The following is a 19257-nucleotide window of genomic DNA, read 5'->3' as shown; positions in this document are numbered from 1 at the left end:
TTAACTTTACTACTCAAATAATGGATTAACATGTGGCGCTGGGTGGGCAATGTAACTACCCTGCATTAGCGTCACATTTACTTTTTTGAGTGCCGTAGCAATAGCTTTGTTTTCTACCATAGAAGCAATTAGTTGAATATTTTGCTGCTTTGCAAAATTGGCTGTGTAATCAACAAATAGCGCCGTGTTCTCATCATTAACTATTTGCTTTATTAGCATGCCATCTAACTTTATTACGTCAATTTCCAATTTTAAAATATTGAGTGTATTTGCAAAGTCATTGCCAAAACTGTTAATCATCACCTTGATCCCCTTACTTTTAACCATAGTTATAAATGCCCTTACGCTTGAATAATTGGCGATAACTTGTGGTTCAAATAAAACTAAAGTGATATTTGCAGGGTACGGATAGCGCTGTAACTCGTAAGCAATGTATTCATTTATGCTAGGGTCTAATATATCTTCAATAGTAATATTTAAACTCCAGCTAATTTGTGTTTTACGAAAGCGGCTAAGACACTGTGAAAATAATGTACGGGTTAATAAGCCATCCATACGCAAGCGTATTACGGTATTTGAAAATGCATCGGGTTTTAAAATTTCGCCCTGTGAAGTCACTATTCGTGGCGTGCACTCGTAGTGTAGTGTTTGTTTAGACTCTATATCAATAACAGCCTGAAAATAGGGCACAACGCGCTTTTGCTCAAACGCTTCACGTACTTCTTTTGCTATTTCTAAATTATATAAATACAGCGACTTTGAGTCATTTATAGCCTCAGAGTAATTAACAACACTAAGGTTACCTTGTTTTGCCTGTAAAGCCGCAATATGGGCATTTTTTAGCAGTAACGACTTGTTTCCTCGGGCAATACCTGCACATAACGTAATGTAAATAAAGGGATTGGTTAAAAATGGCGTATTAAAATTATATGATTGGATTAAATTACTTAGCTCTTCGTATGGGGTTTCTTTGGGGGTTAGTAACACCAGTTTATTGGTTGCTACACGATAAATACGGTAATTTACATTGCTGTGCTTTTTAAAGTGTATTAGTAATTTTTTCATTACTTTGTCACCCACTTTAGTACCGTAAAAGCGGTTTATATTTTCAATTTCGTTCACCCAAATTATGGCCATTTGCATATGGTGAACAGGGGTATTTAAAAAATATTTTTCAAGCGCAATATGATTAGCAAAACCACTACCAGAGTCTCTCATGGCAGCGCGTTTAGTCGCGTAGTTATACATAATCAGCAACAATATAATAATAACTAAAAAAAAGCCGCCTAAAACAGCCGATGTTGAGGCGCTTTGCGCTAACTTATTATTAATAGTTTTAAGGCTTATATCGGCAGCAGTTAAATATGTAATGCCATTTTTATCAATATGCGGGATAAAAATAGTTTTAAAGTCGCCCCATTGATCACTCGATATTTCAAAAACAGGCTCAGTAGATAAAAAGGCACCAATATTAGCTTTAGTTGCCTCTGGGTATAAATCTAAAAACTGGGTTACCTTGCCACTATTTTGATCCTCTTGGGTGTAGCTAGAGGCGCTAAAATGAACCTTGCCATTAATTAACACCATAGAATACACGTAAGCAATATCGAGTGCTTGTGCAAGCTCAGAAAGCTGCTTACTTTTACTTTCGTAAGTTGCAAAGCTAATAGTTTGGGTTTTATTTATTTTACTGTGATAGTCATCGCCCAAAATATATTTAACGCTGGTGGCTGCATTAATAAGACGATTATCGAGAGTGTTAATTACATCACTGCGAATGGTGCTATAAGTATAATAAACACAGATAATTAAACTGATTAAAAACAGCATAAAAGCGCTTATTAATCCATTTATTCTTAGTTTTCCTTGTAGCATATAATTCCCTTTTTATTGTTAAATTAATTATACGCAAAAAAAACAAATGCCCAATGACTTAATTGATTTTGAATTAAAAAGATAAAAAACAGCCAAAATTAGTATTATTTGTCATGTCATTTAGCGTTTTTATGGCTTTAAGCGAGACATTTTCTTAATATTGCAGTAAAGTTAGCGCAATTATTAAAAACCCTGTTACTAAAATAGCACCTTAATTTAGTGTGTATAATAGAGTAACAGGCGTTTTAGCCACACACTAGGTATTAAGATGGATCAAAAGCGTTTTGCCGTCGCCTCTAAAGAAAGCCTTAAGCGTATATTTACTGTACCTGAAGCGCCAGACTCAACTTTAAGCAAAATAGAGCTTGAAATATCGAGTAATTTAGCAGGTTTTTTAAACGAAAACATTGCGGCAATTGAAAAACCATTACACGAAATTGAAAAAGACTTTCAGTCGGCGATGATCCCAGAGGATCCAACGTTTGTATCTGCTTATGCGCAAGATATAATGGAGCAGCTGGTTGCACACTCTGTGCATACCGCAGCGCCTAGCTTTATTGGCCATATGACTTCAGCTTTACCTCATTTTTTACTACCACTGTCAAAGCTAATGGTAGGGCTAAATCAAAACCTAGTAAAAATAGAAACCTCTAAAGCTTTTACCCCACTTGAGCGCCAAGTGCTTGGAATGATGCACCATTTAGCGTACGGGCAGCAAGACGAGTTTTATGCTAAATGGATGCACAGTGCAAAAACATCATTAGGTGCATTTTGCTCAGGCGGTACTGTAGCCAATATTACGGCGTTATGGATTGCGCGAAATCGCTTATTAAAACCTGATGGCGATTTTAGGGGAATAGGCGCACAAGGCTTAATTGCCGGTATGCTGCATTACGGCTATAAAGGCTTAGCTATTTTAATTTCTGAGCGAGGCCATTATTCGTTAGGTAAAGCGGCTGATTTATTAGGAATTGGTCGTGAAAACTTAGTGGGTATTAAAACATGCGAAAACAATAAAGTTGATGTTAATGCCATGCGCGAAAAAGCCTTAGAGCTTGAAGCGCAAGGTATTAAAGTAATGGCCATTATTGGAGTAGCGGGTACCACAGAAACCGGTAATATCGATCCCCTTGAAGCGATGGCAGATTTAGCACAAGACATTAATTGCCACTTTCATGTTGACGCTGCATGGGGCGGGGCAACTTTGTTATCTAATACCCATCGCCATTTACTCAAAGGTGTTGAGCGCGCAGACTCAATTACCATTGATGCACACAAACAAATGTATGTTCCTATGGGAGCTGGGTTGGTGTTGTTTAAAGATCCAACCGCTACCGATGCAATTGAACATCATGCAGAGTATATTTTACGTAAAGGCTCAAAAGATTTAGGTAGCCATACACTTGAGGGAAGTCGCCCGGGTATGGCAATGTTAGTACATGCTTGCTTACGTGTAATTGGCCGTAAAGGCTACGAAATGCTAATCGATCGTAGTATTAAAAAAGCCCATTACTTTGCTAATTTAATTAAAGCAGATGAAGATTTTGAGCTGATCTCAGAGCCAGAGCTGTGCTTATTAACGTATCGTTATGTGCCTAAGCAAATAAAGCAGGCAATTGCAGATGCTGATCCACAAACACGGATTGATATTTTTGCCTCACTTAATCGCTTTACTGCAAGTATGCAAAAACGGCAACGTGAATCAGGGCGATCATTTGTATCACGTACGCGTTTAACGCCTACTCAATACGATAATCAGCCCACCGTGGTATTTAGGGTAGTACTTGCTAACCCACTTACATCAGGCGTTATTTTAAAAGAAATTTTAGCAGAACAAAAAGAGTTGGCTAAAACAGATCCGGTATTTAAAAAGTATTTAAGCAAGTATATGTAATTAAAATATTAGCTTAAATAAAAAAGACGCTATTTAGCGTCTTTTTTATTTTTATAATCGCAATTAAGAAAAGCTAAAACAACTCGCTTTAATTATATTAGTGATAATTTGCTGTGAAGGCTTAATTTTTTCCATTGCTAAAAATTCATCAGGTTGGTGCGCTTGGTTTATAGAGCCGGGGCCCATTACTATGGTTTCACAACCAAGCTGTTGAATAAATGGCGCTTCTGTACAGTAGTTTACTGCCACCGCTTTTTGCCCCGCTATTTTTTCGGCTAGTTTAACCAAAGCGCTATCGGTGCTACCAGTAAATGCAGGAATTGGTTCGTGTAAATCAATTACGCTTACGGCATTAGGGTATTGCTGGTTTATTTCGTGAGTTGTATCAAGTACTAACATTTGCAGTTCTTGTACGCTTAAGCCCGGTAATGGGCGCATATCTATATGCATTTCGCAGCAACCACAAATTCTGTTCGCGTTGTCGCCGCCATGAATATTACCAAAATTTAAGGTTGGATAGGGTATTTCAAAGTGTTCTATTGAATATTTATGCTTTAACTGTTCTTTTAAGATCAGTAGTTTTGTAATCACTTTGTGCATTACTTCGATGGCGTTAACACCACGTTCGGGATCTGAGCTATGGCCTGAGCGTCCGACTACTCTAATTGCGGTACTCATATGCCCTTTATGTGTAAATACTGGAGTCATATCAGTGGGTTCGCCAATTATACAGCGATCCGGTTTTAAATTTGGATGTTTACAAATTTGTTGAGCACCGGCCATTGTTGTTTCTTCATCGGCGGTGGCTAAGATCAAAATGGGCTGAGTTTGCTGCTTTTCATCAAGTTCACTAAGAGCTTGCAGTACAAAAGCAAAAAAGCCTTTCATATCAATACTGCCTAAGCCATATAGTTTATTGTTGTGCTCGGTCAATTTAAATGGATTATGATTCCAGCGGCTATCGTCAAATGGCACTGTATCGGTATGGCCAGCGAGCATTAATCCACCATCGCCTTTACCGCGTTTAGCTAATAAATTATAGCGACCTTTGCCGCCTTCTAATTCGATTATTTCACAGCTAAAGCCTAAGCTTTCACACCATTGTGCCAGTAATTCAATAACATTTTTATTACTCATACACAGGCTATCTTCAATGGCACTAATAGAAGGCGCTGCAATTAATTGTTGGTACATAGAAATAAATGAAGGCAAAGACATAAAAAATCCAAAATAAGTAATCAATTTAATTGCATAACAATATAAAAGTATTTATGATGAATATCAATTCACTTTTTAAGCATAAATATTTTAAAAGTAGCGCCATGAAAATAATACGACGATAATCAACATTCATTAATTAATTAAAGTCTTAATTAGCCCCAGAGCTAGTTTAAGCGAACAACATGGATAAGTAGTAACTAATTTTAAATAACGAGTAAACAATGAGTGTAGTGATTATTGGCGCAAGCGGTTATAGCGGCGCAGAACTAGCAAGTTTAGTTGCTAAGCACCCTAAACTAATTTTAACTGGCTGTTATGTATCGCAAGGTAGCTTAGATAAAAATAAATTGCTGAGTGATTTATACCCCGAACACTTAGGGCTACTCGATCAGCCTTTACTGCCTCTTAGTGAATCTGCTTTTAGCGATATTGAAAACAGCGCCGATTACGTGTGTTTATGTACCGATCATAAAGTAAGCGTAGATTTAGCGCCGCGTTTTTTAGCCATGGGTAAAAAGGTATTTGATTTATCTGGCGGGTATCGCCTTGCGAGCAATGACGACTACGTTACTTATTATGGCTTTGAGCACCAACATCCAGAGTTATTAAATCAAGCTGCTTATGGTTTAGCTGAGTGGAATAGCGATGCTATTGCCGCGGCGCAATTAGTAGCCGTAGCGGGTTGTTATCCTACGGCTGCGCTTAATGCACTTAAGCCTTTGCAGCAGGCCGATTTATTAACTGAGCAAACAATTATAATTAATGCGGTATCGGGTGTAACCGGCGCAGGGCGTAAAGCTAGTATTGGTACCCATTTTTGCGAAGTGTCGCTTGCCCCTTATGGTTTATTTAATCATCGTCATGGCCCTGAAATAGAGCAACACCTTGGTCACAATGTTTTATTTACCCCCCATTTAGGTAATTTCCCGCGTGGTATTTTAGAAACTATTTATGTGCAATTAAAGCCTAATGTCACCATTGAGCAAGTAACACAAGCGTACCAAGTACTTGCCGATGAGCCGTTAATTCGTTTACTGGGCGATAAAATCCCCTCAATTAAAGGCGTAGCTAAACAGCCATATGTAGATATTGGCTGGCAGCAACAAGGCACACAGTTAATTGTTATAGCTGCCATTGATAATTTATTAAAAGGCGCTGCAGGACAAGCTTTGCAGTGTATTAATTTATCAATGGGATTGGCGCATACCACAGGCTTAAAAGGATCGTTTTAAATGAGTAAAAAAACCTGGGTAATTAAACTTGGCGGCGCTGTACTTAATACAGAAAACGCGGCTAAAGCATTATTTTCAGTACTTAATGAGCAGCACAACGCGCAGTTTGTCATTGTGCATGGCGGAGGCGCGCTTGTAGACACTTGGCTTAAAGACGCTGGTTTTGCCAGTGCAAAGCATCAAGGTTTACGTATTAGCCCTAAAGAGCAAATGCCGTACATAGTGGGTGCGCTTGCAGGTTGTGCTAATAAACAATTAATGAGTGCGGCAATTAATGCTGGCCATAAACCAGTTGGTTTAAGTTTGTATGAAGCTGGTGTTACTGCCACGCAAAAACTAAAAGCATTATGTTTAGTGGGTAAATGTACCAGTAACGATGATTCGATTATTAACGATTTACTAAAAATTGGCCGTATGCCAATTGTCAGCTCAATTGGTTTTGACTTGCAAGGGCTTTGGTACAACGTTAATGCTGACGAAGCCGCCGCTGCAATTGCCAACAACTTAAACGCAGAACTAATATTTATGACCGATGTTGAAGCAGTGCTTGATGCAAATAAGCAGCCTTTACATCAACTAGATACAAAACACATTGATACTTTAATAAATGAAGGAGTGATTGTGGGCGGGATGGAGGTCAAAGTTAAGACCAGTCTTCACGCTGCCCAACACTTACGACGCGGTGTGTATATTTCCAGCTGGCAAAAGCCAGAAAACTTAACAGCTTTGCTGCAAGGCAAGCATGTCGGAACTAAAATTACACCATAGGTTTATTATGTTTGAGAATTTTTTAACGGGTTTAGAATTAGACCAACAAGGCGCACTTAACTTATTAAAGCTAGCGCAAGATATTAAAGCAAACCCTAAAAAATACAGCCAAGTATTGGCTGGTAAGTCAGTGGTTACTTTATTTGAAAAACAAAGCTTACGTACACGTTTATCGTTTGATATTGGTATAAATCGCTTAGGCGGCCATGCTGTGTATTTAGATCAACAAAATGGCGCGATGGGTGCACGTGAGTCAGTAAAAGATTTTGCTCTTAATATTTCTACCTGGGCAGATGGTATTGTAGCGCGCGTAAATCAGCACAGTACATTAACCACATTAGCGCAGTATTCATCGGTGCCAGTAGTTAATAGCTTGTGTGATTTATATCATCCTTGCCAAGCACTTGCTGATTTTTTAACACTACAAGAAGTGCATGGCGATGTGAGTCAATTAAAGTTAGCTTATTTAGGTGAGGGCAACAACGTAACGCATTCATTAATGTTGCTTGCTGCAACATTAGGTACAGACTTTGTTGCCGTTACGCCTAAAGGATGTTCTCCAGATTCACAAATTCTGAAAAAAGCGGAACAAATAGCAGCAATGAATGGTGCATCAGTAATGGTGAGCGACAGAGTAGAAGCTGCTGTTGGTGCAAACGCAGTATACGCCGACACTTGGGTATCAATGGGCGACACCACACCACTTGAGTTAGTAAAAGAAAAATACATGCCTTATCAATTAAATAAAGCATTATTAGAGCAAACCGGTGCAACAACAGTGTTACATTGCCAACCGGCACACCGTGAGTTCGAAATTACCTCTGAGGTAATGGACGGTCCAGCGTCAAAAATTATACAACAAGCCGAGAATCGTATGCATGCGCAAAACGCTCTGCTAGTTACATTATTAAATCCAAATTTTGTTAAGGAACACCTATGAGTTCATTTAAAAAAGTCGTTTTAGCCTATTCAGGTGGACTTGATACGTCGGCCATTGTGCCATGGTTAAAAGAGAATTACGGCTGTGAAGTTATTGCCTTTGTGGCCGATGTTGGCCAAGGTGCAGAGGAACTTGAAGGCGTAGAAGCTAAAGCTATCGCATCGGGTGCTTCTGAGTGTTATGTAGTTGACTTAAAAGACGAAATGGTAAGTGATTACATTTACCCTACGCTTAAAACAGGCTCAATTTACGAAGGTACTTATTTATTAGGTACGTCTATGGCGCGCCCAATTATTGCTAAAGCACAGGTAGAAATTGCGCGAAAAGTGGGTGCAGATGCACTTTCTCATGGTTGTACAGGTAAAGGTAACGACCAAGTACGTTTTGAATCGTGTTTTGCAGCGCTTGCGCCTGATTTACAAGTAATTGCGCCATGGCGTGAATGGGGTTTATCAAGCCGTGAGTCATTACTAGATTACTTAGCTGAGCGCGATATTCCATGCTCGGCATCGGCTACAAAAATTTATAGCCGTGATGCAAACGCATGGCATATTTCGCACGAAGGCGGCGAACTTGAAGATCCATGGTGCCAACCAAGTGAAAAAGTGTGGACCTGGACAAACTCTCCAGAGCAAGCGCCAGATAAAGCTGAACTAGTAACACTAAATGTAGTTGAAGGTGAAGTTGTTGCAGTAAATGGTGAGCAGCTTAAACCTTATGATTGTTTAGTTAAATTAAACGATATTGCATCGCCTCATGGTGTTGGTCGTGTTGATATTGTAGAAAACCGATTAGTGGGTATGAAATCGCGCGGTTGTTACGAAACCCCAGGTGGCACCGTAATGATGGCGGCACTGCAAGCCATTGACGAACTGGTGCTTGATAAAGCAAGCCGTAAGTGGAAAGAAGTACTAGGCGGCGAATTTGCACATTTAGTGTATGACGGTCGTTGGTTTACACCACTTAAAGACTCTATTTTAGCTGGTGCTGAAGCACTTTCTAAAGATGCAACAGGTGAAGTTGTGCTTAAGCTATATAAAGGCCAAGTTACAGCAGTGCAAAAGCAGTCGCCACACAGTTTATACAGCGAAGCGTTTGCTACCTTTGGTGAAGATGATGTGTACGACCAATCACACGCAGAGGGCTTTATTCGTTTATTCTCGCTTTCAAGCAGAATAAAAGCATTAGCTAAAAAGTAATTTTTACGCCCCTTGTTAAAAGGGGCAATATCGGGTTTGGAGAGATTTCATGGCATTATGGGGCGGGCGTTTTTCTACGGGTCCAGACGAGGCGTTTAAGCAATTTAACGACTCTCTTCCTTTCGATTATCAATTAGCAGAGCAAGATATAATAGGCTCTGTTGCATGGGCTGGTGCACTTGAGCAAGTTAATGTGTTATCAAGTGACGAGCACCAAGAGTTAGTTGCAGCATTGTACCAATTGCTTGAAGAAGTAAAAGCAGATCCACAAGCGGTAGCAACTTCAGGCGCAGAAGATATTCATTCTCATGTTGAAGCTGCGTTAATCGAAAAAGTAGGTGATTTAGCTAAAAAATTACATACAGGGCGCAGCCGTAATGACCAAGTAGCCACCGATTTTAGATTGTGGTGTCGCGACACTGCTGATCATATTTTAAAAGCCATTGCCCAGTTAAAGGGTGAGTTTGTTGCATTAGCAGAGCGTGAGCTTGGGACTATTTTACCAGGTTATACGCATTTACAACGTGCACAACCGGTATTGTTTAGTCACTGGTGTATGGCTTACGTAGAAATGCTAGAGCGTGATGAAAGCCGCCTGCAAGATGCTAAAGCGCGGATGAACTTTTGCCCACTGGGCAGTGGCGCATTAGCGGGTACGGCTTATCCAATTGATCGTCAAGCATTAGCACAGGGTTTAGGCTTTACAGGAGCGACTAAAAATAGCCTTGATGGCGTATCTGATCGTGATTTTGTAGTAGAGCTATTAAGTTGTGCGTCTATTTCGATGATTCACTTATCGCGTATGTCAGAAGATCTTATTTTTTATAACTCAGGCGAAGCCGGATTTATAGAGCTTGCGGATAATGTGACATCGGGCTCATCGTTAATGCCACAAAAAAAGAACCCTGATGCACTGGAACTAATTCGTGGTAAAACCGGACGTGTTTTTGGTGCGTTTAGTGCCATGATGATGACCCTAAAAGCATTGCCACTTGCTTATAATAAAGATATGCAAGAAGACAAAGAAGGCATATTTGATGCTATGCCAACGTGGCTTGCCTGTATTCATATGGCACAAGCGTGTATTAAAGGTATTAAAGTAAAAGGCGAGCGTACACTTGCAGCGGCAAAAGGTGGCCACGCAAATGCAACTGAGCTTGCCGACTACTTGGTAGCTAAGGGCGTACCTTTTAGAGAAGGACACCATATTGTAGGTGTGCTAGTACAATTGGCCATTAGTGAAGGTAAAACGCTGGAAGACTTATCGCTTGAGCAATACAAATCTGTAAGTGACGTATTTGCAGATGATGTTTATCCGGTACTAGAAATTGACGCCTGCATTAAAGCGCGTCAAGCACTTGGCGGAACATCAATTGAACAAGTAACCAGCGCTATTAAAGCTGCGAAAAAAAAACAGCAAATAACGGTTCGTGATGCTAATTTAGACGATGTTGAGTCGATTGCTAAACTGGTTCAGCACTGGGCTACGGTAGGCGAAAACCTACCACGTGCTAAAAGCGATATGGTGCACTCGATTAACGAATTTGCTGTAACCGAAATTAACGGCAAAGTATCTGGGTGTGCTTCACTGTACATTTACGACACAGGTTTAGCGGAAATACGTTCTTTGGGTATAGATCCACAAAGCGCAGTATCAGGACAAGGGCGGCAACTAGTTGAGCATTTATTAGCGAAAGCCAAAAAATTGGCGTTAAATAGAGTAATAGTGCTAACCCGAGTCCCAGATTTTTTTGAAAAACAGCGTTTTAGCTTTTGTACCAAAGAAAGCTTACCAGAAAAAGTAATGAAAGATTGTGAGCTTTGTTTACGTAAAGAAAACTGCGATGAAGTAGCAATGGAATATATTTTAAAGCTAAGTAATAAAGCGGAGATCCCGTGTAAATTCGTGGCTTAAACTCCCTAGATGTAAAAAACGTACGGGTTACCCTCGTGCGTTTTTTTATGGGTGAAAAACACTCATTTTAAGTATTAAAATAAAGTTTTATGGCTATTTAAAACTGTTAATTAAAAGTTGGCACAGTGGTTGCTTTTGTTACAAGTGTAAAATGCAGTAACAGCCTTGATGAGAAGGTCACTGTTAAATATAAGGTAAATATAATTACCCACTTTTAAAAGTGTAACACAAGATTACGCCAATAATACAAAAAACACTTACAAGGAATAATCACATGCAAGTTTCAGCTAACAGCCAACTACAAATGCAAGCATACAACAAAACGCAACAATTAAAGCCAGCAATGGAACAAACTGCTAGCCCTAAAACCCTGCAATCTGATACAGTAAGCTTCTCTCAAGAGGCGTTAGCAGCCGCTGGTGGCGCAGACCTTCAGCGTGGTGGGATTATACTTCCAGGTGGAAATCCTAAACCTAAATGATTCATAAAGGTATTCGATGTTTATAACTGAGTTTTTTGGTTTTTTTTCGCTCTCAGCCCTGGTTATGTGGGGGTTTTTGATGGCCTTTTTTTTTAACCTCTTTGTATATAGCTTAGAGGTTAAAAGAAATACTACCTTATTACTCAGTTCACTTATTATGGTTGTTTCTTATTCTTCATCAGATTACTTTCTTACTTGGTTGTCAATTTACAATATTACCTATTTAGATTGGGCTTTATACGATTTTGCTACTTTAATATCTCTTTGTTTAGCTTATAATTTTATAAAAATAGCGACCCCTTCTTTCTTGTATTTAGTATGTGGCCTTTTCATTAATATGGTTTTACTGTTGATAATGCATATTGATGTATTTATCAACAAAAATGATCATCCTTGGTTTTTTTGGGACATATATACATTTGGTGTTACAACTATTGATTTCCTCATGATCATATCTCTAATTGTTGATCGAGATTTCCTTGGCTTATACAAGCTAAAACACAAAATCTTGTCTTTATTCAAAAAATCTAAAATAAATTATACCCCTTAATTATATGTACGTAGACTTTATTCTAGCCGATTATATAAGTGCATTTATTCAATGGGGCTTTTTAATAGCTTTTTTGTATTGCTTGGCTTCAAGTATAAATAACACAAATAAGTCACTTTTATATATTGCAGGCATTATGCTTTTCTCGTACTCCATGAGTGAAGTACTTTATATATTAAGCAATGTATACCTCAATTTTACTCTTTATGATTTATTAACAATTACAGTATTATTAATTGTTTACATTAAAACCTCTTCAATAAAAAATTGCCCCGCTATTAATTATATTATAATCGGTTTAACGTTCAATTCTTTGTTAATGTTAGTGATGTACTATGACTTATATGTACTTGAAAACATTGACGAGTGGTGGCTTTGGAGTGTTTATTCAATTGGCGTTAACGTTATCGATTTACTCATGATTACAGTGCTTTTTATAAATAAAGACTTTTTGGGTTTGATTAAGCTCAAACGCTTTATTTTTAATCGTAATATATTACAGCAGAATCAAAATGACCATTAGTGAAACAATAGGCCAATCAATAGGCGCTTTTATTTTATGGGGCTTTCTAATGGCGTTTTTGTACACGTTAGTATCAAAAATTAATAAAAAAGACAAAGGTACTATCCAGCTCGCTTTTATTATGATGACTTCATATTTTTTAAGTGCATTCCTCGATTATGAAACAGTGACACTTATAGATTGGGCAACATACGATGTGCTGACAATTGGTGTAATTATTGTGTGGGGTGTATTGATTAAAAAGCCTAAACCAATTGCATTTATGTATTTAATCGTAGGACTAAGTATCAATGCTTGTTTGTTTTTTGCTATGTATTACGATATTTATGTTTTAGAACAAACCGAAGTTTGGTGGTTGTGGACTTTGTATGCAATAGGGATAAACGTTGTTGATTTATTGATGGTGCTAGTATTAATTATAAATAAAGATTTTTTAGGCCTAGTATGGGTATGTAACCAAGTTAAAGCGCGCTATATGAATAGAGCTAGCGCACTTAAGTAATTCGCTCGTTAGTTTATTTACTGTAGCTACAGCCTAGCTTTTTATTTAGTGCAGCCATTACAATAGGGTCTACAAATTCGCTTACATCACCATTATGGCGTGCCACTTCTTTTACTAAGGTTGACGAAATAAACGAATTTCGCTCTGACGGGGTTAAAAATACACTTTCTAAATCTGGGTTTAGGCGTCGATTCATATTCGCTAGCTGAAATTCATAATCAAAATCAGAAACCGCTCTTATGCCTCTAATTAATACATTAGCATTGTGATCGCGTGCCAAATCAGCAAGTAAACCTGAAAATCCTATCACTTTTACATTATCTATATGAGTTAAAAGAGTATTAGCTAGAGCTACACGCTCATCAAGGCTAAAGCAAGGCTGTTTACTGGGGTTATGAGCAATAGCAAGGATAACAGTATCAAACATTTTTGAGGCACGTTGAATTAGATCTGTGTGTCCGTTAGTTAGCGGATCAAAAGTACCTGGATAAATTGCAGTGATTTTCATAAAGTATCGCTATGTATTATTTTTAGCATTAGTGTAACAGTGTTTTTTATACAAATCAGCCTAGTAAGTGGCTTTAATTGTCACGACTAAGCTATTACACAGAGTGTTTAATTATGCTGTTTTTGTTTATACTAGACAACTTATTGTACGAATTGTAACTTGTTGAATAAAATAGAGTGTTAGTATATGAATACCAAGGATAAAATAATACACACCAGTATTTCATTGTTTAATGAGCATGGTGAGCGAGCGATATCAACTAATCATATAGCCTCGCATTTAAACATGAGCCCGGGTAATCTTTACTACCATTTTAAAAATAAAGAAGACATTATTCGCCATATTTTTGCGCTGTATAGTGAGCACTTGAGCACTCATTTTAAACCTATAAATAAAAATGATGATGCATTTAGTCAGTTAACGGTATATCTAGATTCGTTATTTGAACTGATGTGGCGCTACCACTTTTTTTACGACAATTTAGGCGATATTTTGGCGCGAGATACGCAGCTTAAGCAGGCTTATATTAATTTTCAACTAGAGCTGTTAGAGCAGGTGCGTAAAATAATACTTGGTTTACGTGATAGTGAAATGATTGCGATTAATGAGCAAGATGCGCTCGAACTTGCACACACGCTTAAATTAACAGTTAGTTTTTGGACCCCTTATATTAAAGCCCGCAGGCTCAGCGGTGCACTTGCCGAGCAAGATATTTATCATGGTATTTTAAAAGTATTAACTTTATTTAGAGCCTATAGTACAGATAAAAGTAGCGATAAAATGAACCAGTTACGCGAAAAATACACGCAACTTGCTCACTCAGCCCCAAGTATTCCCGCTGCTCTTAGTTCCTAGGCGTTAATTTTTTTGCTATAATCGCGCGCCCAATGCCTGGGAGCGCGAATTCCCGCAGTCTAAGAGTGAACTATGCTTAAATTTATCGTCAAACTACATCCTGAAATTGCCATCAAAAGCCGCTCGGTTCGTAAACGCTTTACTAAAGTGTTAGAAAATAACATTAAGATTGTACTGCGCCGTATTGACGAAAAAGTACAAGTTAGAAATAACTGGGACAATATCTCAGTAGTTACCCTACTAGAAGGTGAGCAAACACGTGCCACTTTTATTGACAGCCTAGCGCGAATTCCGGGTATTGTGCAGTTTATTGAAGTAACCGAAACGAGCTTTGAAACGCTTGACGATATTTATAAAAAAACCATTGAATTAGTTGGTCACACCATTGAAGGTAAAACGTTTTGTGTACGCGCCAAACGTATTGGTAAGCATGACTTTACTTCAACGGAGTTAGAGCGTTATGTGGGCGGTGGACTAAATCAGCATGTTGCCGGTGCAAGCGTAAAGCTAAGCCACCCAGAAGTAACGATACGCCTTGAAATAAAAGACGAGAAAGCTTACATAGTATCGCATACACACCTAGGCATGGCAGGCTTCCCGCTGCCAACACAAGAAGATGTATTATCGCTTATGTCTGGCGGTTTTGATTCGGGTGTAGCCAGTTATCAAATGATCCGCAAGGGCGCTCGTACGCACTTTTTGTTTTTCAATTTAGGCGGCGCGGCGCACGAAATTGGTGTTAAACAAGCGAGCTACTACTTGTGGAATAAATACAGTTCAACTCATAAAGTTAAATTTATTACCGTTGATTTTGAACCTGTAGTAGCAGAAATATTAGAGAATATTGAAAACAGCCAAATGGGTGTGGTGCTTAAACGCATGATGATGCGCGCAGGCAGTAAAGTGGCCGAAAAACTAAATATTCAAGCCTTGGTAACCGGTGAAAGTATTGGTCAGGTTTCTAGCCAAACATTAGCAAATTTAAGTGTTATTGACCGCGTAACCGAAACCCTTATTTTGCGCCCGTTAATTCAACACGATAAACAGGAAATTATTAATATTGCACGTCAAATTGGTACGGCCGAAATGGCCGAAACGATGCCAGAATACTGTGGTGTTATTTCTAAAAAGCCAACTGTTAAAGCTAAAATAGAAGTAATAAAAGCAGAAGAAGAGAAGTTCGACTTTGATATTCTTAATACCGTAATAGAAAACGCACGAGTAATGGATGTGCGCGATATTGATGTAGAAGCTAAGCAGGAACTAAAAGAAGCTGAGTCGGTTGCCGATTTACCAGCTGGTGCAGTGGTAATTGATATTCGCTCTCCAGAGGAAGAAGAAGCAGCACCACTGGAAATTGATTCTATAGAAGTGGTGCATTTGCCGTTTTTTCGCTTAGCAACTAAGTTTGGTGATTTACCAAAAGATCAAGACTATTATTTGTATTGCGATAGAGGTGTAATGAGCCAGTTACAAGCGCTTATTTTACACGAACAGGGCTTTACTACGGTAAAAGTATATCGCCCGTAAAAGTTAACGATTTAAAAAAGCGTGGTTTATACCGCGCTTTTTTTTGCTTCAATTTTAGCTAAAAGTTCATCGTTAAAAGGGGTTTTAATATTATGAAGCTTACCTTGCTCGCTAATGTACCCACAAATTGCCATTATTTCGGTTGCTCTATTGTGAGTAACATCTTGTTGCATAGATGAGAAGTTCTCTGCAGTACGTGCCATCACATCATACGCACTGCTAAGTGCATTAATTAACGGTACATCAAGGTTTTTAGCTTTAGCAATATTACATGCTTCGGTTAGCAGGTTAATTATAATTGAGCAATATTGAGACTCACGCAGCTGACCATTTTTAATGTTATGTAGCGCACTTAACGGGTTTATTGCTATGTTAACTAATAACTTATTAAAACGTAGCTGCTCAATATTTTGGGACACCTTTAAAAGGGGGATCGTGGTTAATTTATCCGCCATAACCTTGCTATTTTTAACACCTAAGCGGTTACATCCACCAATTACACTTTGCCCATTACCAGTGTGTTGTACTATGTATTGGTTTGATTTAAACCCAGCCATACTGGTCGTTAAAAAATAGAGCGCTTGGTGTTTATTAAGCTTACACTTTAACTGCTCTACATTACCCATACCGTTATGCGAAAGTATAATAGAGCAATGCTGAGGCAAAAATTGTTTTACTTGTGCAAATGCGTTTTGCACTTGAAAGGCTTTTACTGTAAATAAAAACACATCAAATTTAGGTAAACTATTAAGCTCATTTAATGAAATAAAAGAGGCATTTATTTTTTTTGAAGTACTGTTGTCACTACTGTAAAAACGAGTGTTATTAGTACTTTTGCGGGTTAACACGCTTACACTATGCTGCGCGCTTAAAAAGTGGGCTAATAATAAGCCTATTGCACCGTCGCCAATAATAAGAATTTTAGCCATGAGAGTTCTTTTTACGTGGAGTTAAAATTGCTTTGATTATAAAGTAGCTTGCTGCACCGGCAAAATCTGCAATAAAATCTGCGATTGATGCTTGCCTATATGGAAGTGCGTCTTGCATTATTTCTATTGCAGCACCGTAACCGGCTAATAAAAGTATTTGTGCGTATAAAGGGAGTTTAAACGCTTTATCCATTATTATGGCAAGGATGAAAAATATCCCAAAGTGGGCTACTTTATCAACATGAGGAAACAGGTTGCCAACCCCTTTTATTTCTTTCGCAAATAAAAAGGTAAACACCACAATACTAATTAAAAAAATTGCTTGATAAACACGCCTTGTCACAACAAATCCTAAAATCGCTTAAAAAAGAAACCGTAGTATATCAAACTAATTTAGTATCGCACCTGAACAAGATGCATAAAAGTGTAAAGATTTATAGTTTTAGCGTTATAATCGCTTTAATAAATTAAGTATAAAATTAAGATAAAATAGTTAGGAGAAATCAATGCCTTCATTTGATATTGTATCTGAAGTAGAAATGAACGAAGCTAAAAACGCAGTTGAAAATGCAAACCGTGAACTAGAAACTCGCTTTGACTTTAGAGGAGTTGATGCATCGATTGAGCTAAATGATAAAGTAATTAAGCTTAAAGCCGAAGCTGACTCTCAGGTTATACAATTATTTGATATTTTAGCGAGTAAAATTTCTAAGCGTGGTATGGATGTATCAAGCCTTGAATTGCAAGATATTAGCCGAGCGGGTAAAAATGTTTTACGTAACGTTGGTTTAAAGCAGGGTATCGAAAAGGACATGGCTAAAAAAATAGTTAAAGCCATTAAAGATTCAAAAGTTTCAGTATTATCTACCCAAAAAATGATGTTGACACAATGAGTGAGTGAGTGACTTTCATGAATTTTACTGCCGTTAGCAGCACATCCTACTTTTAATACAATCATGTCTACACTTTTTACTGTAGACAAGCATATCATAAAACTTTATTCATCACATAAATAACAAACAACAAACATCCACATGTTGACGAATCAATAATACTTACAGTCTTTTATAGTGTGATTTGTCTTCCCTATAAATAACATAGAATCTTTTCCTAATTGCGTCTCGAAGAAGACATTAAATACGTTATAATACTTGACCAATGTTGAATTTAAAGGATAAAGATATGCCCTCATTTGATGTAGTTTCAGAAGTTAACTTAGACGAAATGCGTAATGCGACAGAAAACGCTAATAGAGAACTTAGTACACGTTTTGACTTTCGAGGTGTGGATGCAAGTTTTGAGTGGAAATCACCGGCGGTTGCGGTTAAATCAGAGAGTGATTACCAAGTGCAGCAAATGGTTGATATTTTACGTAAACAGTTGGTTAATAGAAAAATTGATCCTCAAGCTATGGAAATATCTTCACCTGAATTTTCGGGTAAAATGTGCTCTCAAAAGGTCACTATTAAAGAGGGGATTGAAAAGGATGTGGCAAAAAAAATTGTTAAGATGGTGAAAGATTCAAAGATAAAAGTTCAAATAGCAATTCAAGGCGAAGAATTAAGAGTGACGGGAAAAAAGCGTGACGACTTGCAGTCAGTGATGCAATTGATTCGTGAGAGTGATCTTGGGCAACCGTTTCAATTCAAAAACTTTAAAGATTAAATTAAAACTATCCTAGATATTTATTAAACTGAATAATACCGTAAGCTGCATAAGTCTTAACTTGAACTGTCAGGTTCAATTAACGGGGCTCAATCAAATCTGACAGTCGCATATGTGCCATAAGCGGACATTGAAGATTTTTGATGTATGAAGTCAAGATTTGACCCCATTCGCTCTTACTGTTTTAAAGTCAAAACGTGTACGACGATAGCGGCGAGTGCGGCGCTTACGCATGCCTAATTGGTAGGCTTTATCGAGACTCGTTATACCAAACGCTCTTACCTTTTCGGGCTTGATACCTAAAGCGCAGAATAATGTACAAAGGATTTTTTCTGACTGCCATGTAATTGGGCTGAAGTGTTCAACTTCGATGAAACACAAATAATAGGCCCATAAAAAACTCGCTAATTAGCGAGTTCATAAAACCTATGAAATACTCATAGTTTTAAGTTACCAATTACAGGTTTCTCTTAATGGTTTGATTGCATTTTTTAAACCTGTGGTATTAAAAATCGCAGTTGCTGGGCTTTCGTTGTATGGTGTAACTTGTGCAACTAATTTATCTGAAGTAAGCATTTCTTTTAAAAAAGAAAGAGGATGTAACTAATTTTGTGTAACTGCCTATCATAATTTACTCTATCAAGAGTTTAAGGATTAGGCGATGAACATG

The 19257-nt window shown here is 38.0% G+C and carries 17 protein-coding genes and 1 pseudogene; 12 read left to right on the top strand and 6 right to left on the bottom strand.

Features of this window, described 5'->3' with window-relative positions:
• Positions 1 to 9: 9 nt before the first annotated feature.
• On the bottom strand, positions 10 to 1875 hold the full coding sequence (locus tag HC000_RS10115; protein ID WP_089368662.1) for a GGDEF domain-containing protein: 1866 nt from the start codon (positions 1873 to 1875) through the stop codon (positions 10 to 12).
• A gap of 268 nt (positions 1876 to 2143) precedes the next feature.
• Here HC000_RS10115 and panP point away from each other — a divergent pair, with 268 nt between their 5' ends.
• A complete protein-coding gene (panP, locus tag HC000_RS10110; RefSeq protein WP_089368661.1) occupies positions 2144 to 3769 on the top strand; it encodes a pyridoxal-dependent aspartate 1-decarboxylase PanP in 1626 nt (541 codons plus the stop codon).
• Positions 3770 to 3832: 63 nt separating this feature from the next.
• On the opposite strand, the gene argE is transcribed toward panP, so the two are convergent.
• Entirely contained in the window at positions 3833 to 4987 is a 1155-nt protein-coding gene (argE, locus tag HC000_RS10105; protein WP_179807583.1) for an acetylornithine deacetylase, read from the bottom strand.
• Between the two features lie 224 nt (positions 4988 to 5211).
• On the opposite strand from argE, the gene argC reads away from it, so the two are divergent.
• From argC to HC000_RS10070, 7 genes are all read left to right on the top strand, one after another.
• Positions 5212 to 6222 (top strand): N-acetyl-gamma-glutamyl-phosphate reductase, encoded by a 1011-nt coding sequence (gene argC, locus HC000_RS10100; RefSeq protein WP_179807582.1) that lies wholly within the window; start codon positions 5212 to 5214, stop codon positions 6220 to 6222.
• Positions 6223 to 6990 (top strand): acetylglutamate kinase, encoded by a 768-nt coding sequence (gene argB / locus HC000_RS10095; RefSeq protein WP_011328947.1) that lies wholly within the window; start codon positions 6223 to 6225, stop codon positions 6988 to 6990.
• A 7-nt stretch (positions 6991 to 6997) separates the two neighbouring features.
• Positions 6998 to 7930, top strand: a complete 933-nt coding sequence (locus HC000_RS10090; RefSeq protein ID WP_179807581.1) for an ornithine carbamoyltransferase — start codon at positions 6998 to 7000, stop codon at positions 7928 to 7930.
• Entirely contained in the window at positions 7927 to 9129 is a 1203-nt protein-coding gene (locus HC000_RS10085; protein WP_179807580.1) for an argininosuccinate synthase, read from the top strand. Before HC000_RS10090 ends, HC000_RS10085 begins: the two co-directional genes overlap by 4 nt.
• Positions 9130 to 9178: 49 nt before the next feature.
• Positions 9179 to 11044: an argininosuccinate lyase gene (gene argH / locus HC000_RS10080; protein WP_011328944.1), complete on the top strand. Its 1866-nt coding sequence runs from the start codon at positions 9179 to 9181 to the stop codon at positions 11042 to 11044.
• 274 nt (positions 11045 to 11318) lie between these two features.
• Entirely contained in the window at positions 11319 to 11525 is a 207-nt protein-coding gene (locus tag HC000_RS10075; protein WP_179807579.1) for a hypothetical protein, read from the top strand.
• A gap of 1062 nt (positions 11526 to 12587) precedes the next feature.
• Positions 12588 to 13100 carry a hypothetical protein gene (locus tag HC000_RS10070; RefSeq protein WP_179807578.1) on the top strand — a complete coding sequence of 171 codons (513 nt, stop codon included), beginning with the start codon at positions 12588 to 12590 and terminating at the stop codon, positions 13098 to 13100.
• A gap of 13 nt (positions 13101 to 13113) precedes the next feature.
• On the opposite strand, the gene coaD is transcribed toward HC000_RS10070, so the two are convergent.
• Positions 13114 to 13608, bottom strand: coding sequence for a pantetheine-phosphate adenylyltransferase (coaD, locus tag HC000_RS10065; protein WP_086993960.1), 495 nt, complete (start codon positions 13606 to 13608; stop codon positions 13114 to 13116).
• A gap of 186 nt (positions 13609 to 13794) precedes the next feature.
• Here coaD and HC000_RS10060 point away from each other — a divergent pair, with 186 nt between their 5' ends.
• Positions 13795 to 14463, top strand: a complete 669-nt coding sequence (locus HC000_RS10060; RefSeq protein ID WP_011328938.1) for a TetR/AcrR family transcriptional regulator — start codon at positions 13795 to 13797, stop codon at positions 14461 to 14463.
• 72 nt (positions 14464 to 14535) lie between these two features.
• Entirely contained in the window at positions 14536 to 15993 is a 1458-nt protein-coding gene (gene thiI / locus HC000_RS10055) for a tRNA uracil 4-sulfurtransferase ThiI (RefSeq protein ID WP_011328937.1), read from the top strand.
• A gap of 26 nt (positions 15994 to 16019) precedes the next feature.
• On the opposite strand, the gene HC000_RS10050 is transcribed toward thiI, so the two are convergent.
• Together HC000_RS10050 and HC000_RS10045 are read right to left on the bottom strand one after the other, a co-directional pair.
• Positions 16020 to 16922 carry a 2-dehydropantoate 2-reductase gene (locus tag HC000_RS10050; protein ID WP_179807577.1) on the bottom strand — a complete coding sequence of 301 codons (903 nt, stop codon included), beginning with the start codon at positions 16920 to 16922 and terminating at the stop codon, positions 16020 to 16022.
• Positions 16915 to 17265, bottom strand: a complete 351-nt coding sequence (locus tag HC000_RS10045; protein ID WP_011328935.1) for a VanZ family protein — start codon at positions 17263 to 17265, stop codon at positions 16915 to 16917. Before HC000_RS10045 ends, HC000_RS10050 begins: the two co-directional genes overlap by 8 nt.
• A 163-nt stretch (positions 17266 to 17428) precedes the next feature.
• On the opposite strand from HC000_RS10045, the pseudogene HC000_RS10040 reads away from it, so the two are divergent.
• A pseudogene (locus HC000_RS10040) lies at positions 17429 to 17776 on the top strand (DUF520 family protein); the annotation flags it as partial.
• A gap of 328 nt (positions 17777 to 18104) precedes the next feature.
• A complete protein-coding gene (locus tag HC000_RS10035) occupies positions 18105 to 18587 on the top strand; it encodes a YajQ family cyclic di-GMP-binding protein (protein WP_179807576.1) in 483 nt (160 codons plus the stop codon).
• 450 nt (positions 18588 to 19037) lie between these two features.
• Here the strand turns inward: HC000_RS10035 and HC000_RS10030 are convergent, their stop codons facing one another.
• Positions 19038 to 19163 (bottom strand): type VI secretion protein, encoded by a 126-nt coding sequence (locus HC000_RS10030; RefSeq protein ID WP_257025488.1) that lies wholly within the window; start codon positions 19161 to 19163, stop codon positions 19038 to 19040.
• Between the last annotated feature and the right edge of the window lie 94 nt (positions 19164 to 19257).

The organism is Pseudoalteromonas sp. MIP2626 (assembly GCF_013414205.1).
Lineage (GTDB): Bacteria > Pseudomonadota > Gammaproteobacteria > Enterobacterales > Alteromonadaceae > Pseudoalteromonas > Pseudoalteromonas nigrifaciens.
Note: the sequence above shows the minus strand (reverse complement) of the source record. Positions and strands in the feature narration are given on the sequence as shown.

What these genes read in the sequence shown, in the direction of transcription:
- HC000_RS10115 (WP_089368662.1), bottom strand. Translation starts at nt 1,875, where the DNA reads ATGCTACAAGGAAAACTAAGAATAAATGGATTAATAAGCGCTTTTATG.
- panP (WP_089368661.1), top strand. Translation starts at nt 2,144, where the DNA reads ATGGATCAAAAGCGTTTTGCCGTCGCCTCTAAAGAAAGCCTTAAGCGT.
- argE (WP_179807583.1), bottom strand. Translation starts at nt 4,987, where the DNA reads ATGTCTTTGCCTTCATTTATTTCTATGTACCAACAATTAATTGCAGCG.
- argC (WP_179807582.1), top strand. Translation starts at nt 5,212, where the DNA reads ATGAGTGTAGTGATTATTGGCGCAAGCGGTTATAGCGGCGCAGAACTA.
- argB (WP_011328947.1), top strand. Translation starts at nt 6,223, where the DNA reads ATGAGTAAAAAAACCTGGGTAATTAAACTTGGCGGCGCTGTACTTAAT.
- HC000_RS10090 (WP_179807581.1), top strand. Translation starts at nt 6,998, where the DNA reads ATGTTTGAGAATTTTTTAACGGGTTTAGAATTAGACCAACAAGGCGCA.
- HC000_RS10085 (WP_179807580.1), top strand. Translation starts at nt 7,927, where the DNA reads ATGAGTTCATTTAAAAAAGTCGTTTTAGCCTATTCAGGTGGACTTGAT.
- argH (WP_011328944.1), top strand. Translation starts at nt 9,179, where the DNA reads ATGGCATTATGGGGCGGGCGTTTTTCTACGGGTCCAGACGAGGCGTTT.
- HC000_RS10075 (WP_179807579.1), top strand. Translation starts at nt 11,319, where the DNA reads ATGCAAGTTTCAGCTAACAGCCAACTACAAATGCAAGCATACAACAAA.
- HC000_RS10070 (WP_179807578.1), top strand. Translation starts at nt 12,588, where the DNA reads ATGACCATTAGTGAAACAATAGGCCAATCAATAGGCGCTTTTATTTTA.
- coaD (WP_086993960.1), bottom strand. Translation starts at nt 13,608, where the DNA reads ATGAAAATCACTGCAATTTATCCAGGTACTTTTGATCCGCTAACTAAC.
- HC000_RS10060 (WP_011328938.1), top strand. Translation starts at nt 13,795, where the DNA reads ATGAATACCAAGGATAAAATAATACACACCAGTATTTCATTGTTTAAT.
- thiI (WP_011328937.1), top strand. Translation starts at nt 14,536, where the DNA reads ATGCTTAAATTTATCGTCAAACTACATCCTGAAATTGCCATCAAAAGC.
- HC000_RS10050 (WP_179807577.1), bottom strand. Translation starts at nt 16,922, where the DNA reads ATGGCTAAAATTCTTATTATTGGCGACGGTGCAATAGGCTTATTATTA.
- HC000_RS10035 (WP_179807576.1), top strand. Translation starts at nt 18,105, where the DNA reads ATGCCCTCATTTGATGTAGTTTCAGAAGTTAACTTAGACGAAATGCGT.
- HC000_RS10030 (WP_257025488.1), bottom strand. Translation starts at nt 19,163, where the DNA reads ATGCTTACTTCAGATAAATTAGTTGCACAAGTTACACCATACAACGAA.